This window comes from Psychrobacter sp. (assembly GCF_036731945.1).
GTDB lineage: Bacteria > Pseudomonadota > Gammaproteobacteria > Pseudomonadales > Moraxellaceae > Psychrobacter.
The window spans coordinates 81,602-85,753 of record NZ_DAINDI010000002.1 but is presented as its reverse complement, the minus strand read 5'-3'; the positions used below and the strand labels follow the sequence as shown (position 1 = coordinate 85,753).

2 protein-coding genes are annotated in these 4,152 nt (G+C 43.9%); both read right to left on the bottom strand.

Going from position 1 to position 4,152, the window contains the following annotated elements:
- Positions 1-2,933 (bottom strand): Ig-like domain-containing protein (locus V7D75_RS00830; protein WP_333613014.1); only part of this gene is annotated, 2,933 nt, incomplete at its 3' end.
- 63 nt (positions 2,934-2,996) lie between these two features.
- Positions 2,997-3,953, bottom strand: coding sequence for an OmpA family protein (locus V7D75_RS00825; RefSeq protein ID WP_333613013.1), 957 nt, complete (start codon positions 3,951-3,953; stop codon positions 2,997-2,999).
- Between the last annotated feature and the right edge of the window lie 199 nt (positions 3,954-4,152).

The window sequence follows — 4,152 nt, the reverse complement described above, 5'->3', positions numbered from 1 at the left end:
CCATTAGCACTTGTGTTTCCTGCGGCATCTTTTAGGTTATAGCTGAGGTCATGTGCCCCATCTGTTAAGGCATCGTTTGGAGTAAGTGTGATGCTGCCATCTGCATTTTCTACGATGGTCGCTTCAACCATTTCATCATCGACGATCAATTGAGCAGTTTCATCAGCACCTAATGTATCAGCAGGAATGGTGATACTTGGGGTATTGTCATTGGTGACATCACCTGCCTGGATAACTTCTGGTGGATCTAAAACATCGCCACTACCATCATTGGCGACGTTATCAGTGATGATGAAATCACTTGTTGGCGCATCAGGCGCAGTAGTGTCAACCACACCCACGTTTTCTGTGAGCTTTGGTGACTCATTACCCGCCACATCTTTGATGGTCGCTGTGATATCAAGCGAGTCACCTTCAATTGGTGCAGGCACTTTTACGGTGACTTCTTTATTTGCGATGTCATCGGGCGTTAAGACTTGCTCTTTACCATTAACGATAACGGTGTCACCTGCTTTAGCGTCATCTGGGAGACCAATCACTACTTCAACGTTATTATCCGCATCAATCTCTTCCTCATTGAGGAAGCCATCATCGTTACCCACGACGATACTGGTTGGGGCACTTGGAGCAACGAGGTCAACGTCATAGTCTTGAGATTTACTCACATTGCCAACGTTCCCAGCAGCGTCAGTGGCGGTAATAGTAACGACTACTTGACTGTCATTAGCAAGGTCCTTTCCTGAAACGGCTATACTAAACGTACCGTCTGCTGAAACTGTGCTTCCATATTCTTGGCCATTGACGGTAACGGTAACTGTATCCCCTGCTGTGAAGTCTCCTTCAATTGTGCCAGTAACGGTAACCTCTCCTTTTGACTCTGCTTTATTAATAACGTTGTCATCGGTTAGAGGGTCGATGTTGATGGTGATACTCTCTCCATCAGGGGCGGTGGTATCGCGTTCAAACGAATTTGTAATCGAGCCTGACGTATTTCCAGAAGGGTCTTTAAGACTAGCACTTACGTCAAGACTCTCACCTTCTGCTGGTGCTTCTATCTTAACGATTACCTCACCATTGATGATATCCTCTTCTGTTAAGACTTGCTCTTTGCCATTGACGTTCAGGATGTCGTCTGCTTCAGCATTTTCTGGTAAACCTACAACGACATCAACCTTGCCATTAATAATCTCATCGGCGGTGATGTATTCATCACCATTACCGATGGTGACTTCAGTTGGGGCATCAGGAGCAACGAGGTCAACCTCGTAGGGTTGGTTTTCACTCACTTGACCCACGTTCCCAGCTGCATCAGTCGCTGTAACAGTGACGACTACTTGACTGTCATTAGCAAGGTCATTACCTGGAACAGCAACACTAAATGTACCATCTGCTGAAACTGTGCTTTCATAGTTTTGGCCATTGACAGTAACTGTAACGATATCCCCTGCTGTGAAGTCGCCTTCAACTGTGCCAGTAACCGCTACGTTTCCTTCTGACTCTGCTTTATTAATAACGTTGTCATCGGTTAAAGAGTCGATAGTAATAAATGTACTGGTATCGTCAGGAGCGATGGTGTCGCGTTTAAAGGATTCATTAGTAGGATCTGACATATTTCCAGCCGGGTCTGACAGGCTGGCGGTAACGTCAAGTGTTGCGTCTTCATCTGGCGCTGGTAGTTGAACGGTGACTTCAGTGTTATCAAGGTCGACTTGCGTTAAGACATGCTTTATCACCTCTCCATTGCCACTAACGATAAGGGTATCACCAACTTCTGCATTATCTGGTAAGCCAACCACTACATCAATGTTACCCTTGGCATCAATCTCATCGGCGGTGATAAAGGCATCGCCATTACCGATGGTGACTTCAGTTGGTGCATCAGGCGCAGTTATATCAGGAGCGGTTACGTTTGTCGCATCAGAGGTGTTCCCCGCAGGGTCAGTTAAGGTGGCTTCAATCTCTTCTCCATCCACTTGCGGTGGTACTAAATCAACGTTAAAGTTACCGTTCTCATCAACCACGCCCTCACCAATCACATCGCCATTTGGGTCTGTGATCTCAACGTTAGCCCCAGGCTCTCCTTTACCAGTGACTGTGCCGCCATCTTCACTGACAACCAAATCAGTTGGTGCATCAGGTGCAGTTATATCAGGAGCGGTTACATTTGTAGAATCAGAGGCGTTCCCAGCCTTGTCGGTTAAGGTGGCTTCGATTTCTTCGCCATCTACTTGCGGTGGATTTAAACCCACTTCAAAGTCACCATTGTCATTAACCACCCCTTCACCAATCACATCGCCATTTGGATCTGTGATTTCAACGTTGGCGCCAGGCTCTCCTTTACCTGTGACGATGCTACCATCTGCGCTAACTTCTAAATCTGTTGGGGCATCAGGAGCCGTGTTGTCTACTGGCGGTTTATTATTATCACTATTACTGCTACTACTGCTTCCTAAAGCTGCCCCTAGTAATCCTACACCCGCCAAACCCGCTAACCACGGTAGTGCATCAAAGCCTTCCGTTTCCGTAGCCCCTATCCACCAAGGTGTAGCTTGTGCGTTTCCACCCAGCGCTTGGCCTTGTATGTCGCCTATTTCTAATTCGGTAACATAGTCTGCTACTTCACCTGAATCAGGAATATAATAATAGTAGCTACCATCTTCCGCCATGCCTATCAGCGCGCTATCGGCATCGTCATAAAACCCTTCAATGATAAGGTCGGGAGTTTCACTATCATTCTCAAAAGAGAGATGAAGATTCTTATCTATACGTTTGGTAATAATATGATTTGGCGCGCGACCTGTTGATTCATCGAGGATCTCGTAGTTAGTGTTATTGACAGCTTTTATTATGGTAGGCGTGCCATCTTTTGTAACGACTTTGTGTTCAGCGATAGTTTGTACTTTATTGTTTGCCTTAACAGTAATAGTGCTCATGAAGTCATCCTTGATTAGCTAATTCTTAATGAGAAAAATATCAATATAAAGTTATGATTTAGGTTAGTTATTTTCTTTATTAACGATAGCAACCACTCGGCGGTTATTTTGACGGCCTTGTTTAGTATCGTTGGTATCGATTGGCATCGCTTCTCCGTAGCCTATAGCGCTCAAACGCGTCGCCTCTATGTCATACTGATCTACTAAAATATGTTTAACGGTGTCTGCACGGGACTGAGAAAGCTTTAGGTTGTAACTTTCAGGGCCTTTGTTATCTGTGTGACCCTCTACCGTGATAGCTGCTCTAGGGTAAGATTTAATAAAATTGGCCATCCCAGCCAACGTCGCGGCGTGATTTTTATTGATATCTGCGCTATCAAAGTCAAATAAGATATTGAATTGAGGAGGGTTTTTAATCTCTGTTTTTTGATCGGCTTGAGCAGTGTCCAAAGGTTGTTGTAGCTCTGGAGTTGCGTTACAGTCTGATAAAACACGACTGATTTGATGAATTTGACGCGTACTTTGACTTAATAACGGTAGCGCTTTATCAGCTGCTATTTGCCGTATAACAGGATTGCCGGCCGTTGAGAGAGCAACTTGCAAATACGTCGTTGCTTGAGGAGTAAACTGATAGCTTTCAGAGTGGGTTAAAACTTCACCACTTTGTTGATTTAAATTTCCGACATGGATAATCTGAGGTCCGCTACAAATAACGACATCTGAATATTGGCCGTTTTGAAGCGTGGTCTGAAAGACATTATCGGTACCAATTGAGATATTGATAGCATTTGCATCCTCAGTGTCTGCTTGCTGAAAAAAAACGATTCGACTTTCTTTGGATGTCAAAGCACCATTATCAGGTAAATTAAACGTCTCACCTTTTGTTTTCCACGTGGCCTGCTTAACTTGCTGACTGGCATCAGAAGCAGGTAACATCGGATCACTTTTTACCGTCTGGCAACCTACGAGGCTAAGCGCTAAAAAAAATGTCGCCGATAATAATACGTTTTTGCTGTCCATAGCGTCCTCTTCCAGTTAACGAAATATCCAGTAAATAAATATTTTTCTATTGTTATATATACCCAATTTTTTTATGGGCTTGACTGGATATCCTTAATTAAATTATGGTTTTATTAATATAGAAACTGATGCTTTCTTACAGAGTTGTTAAATTTATTATAGCTTCTTGTGTTTATAATGCAATCCTGTAAGTTTATCT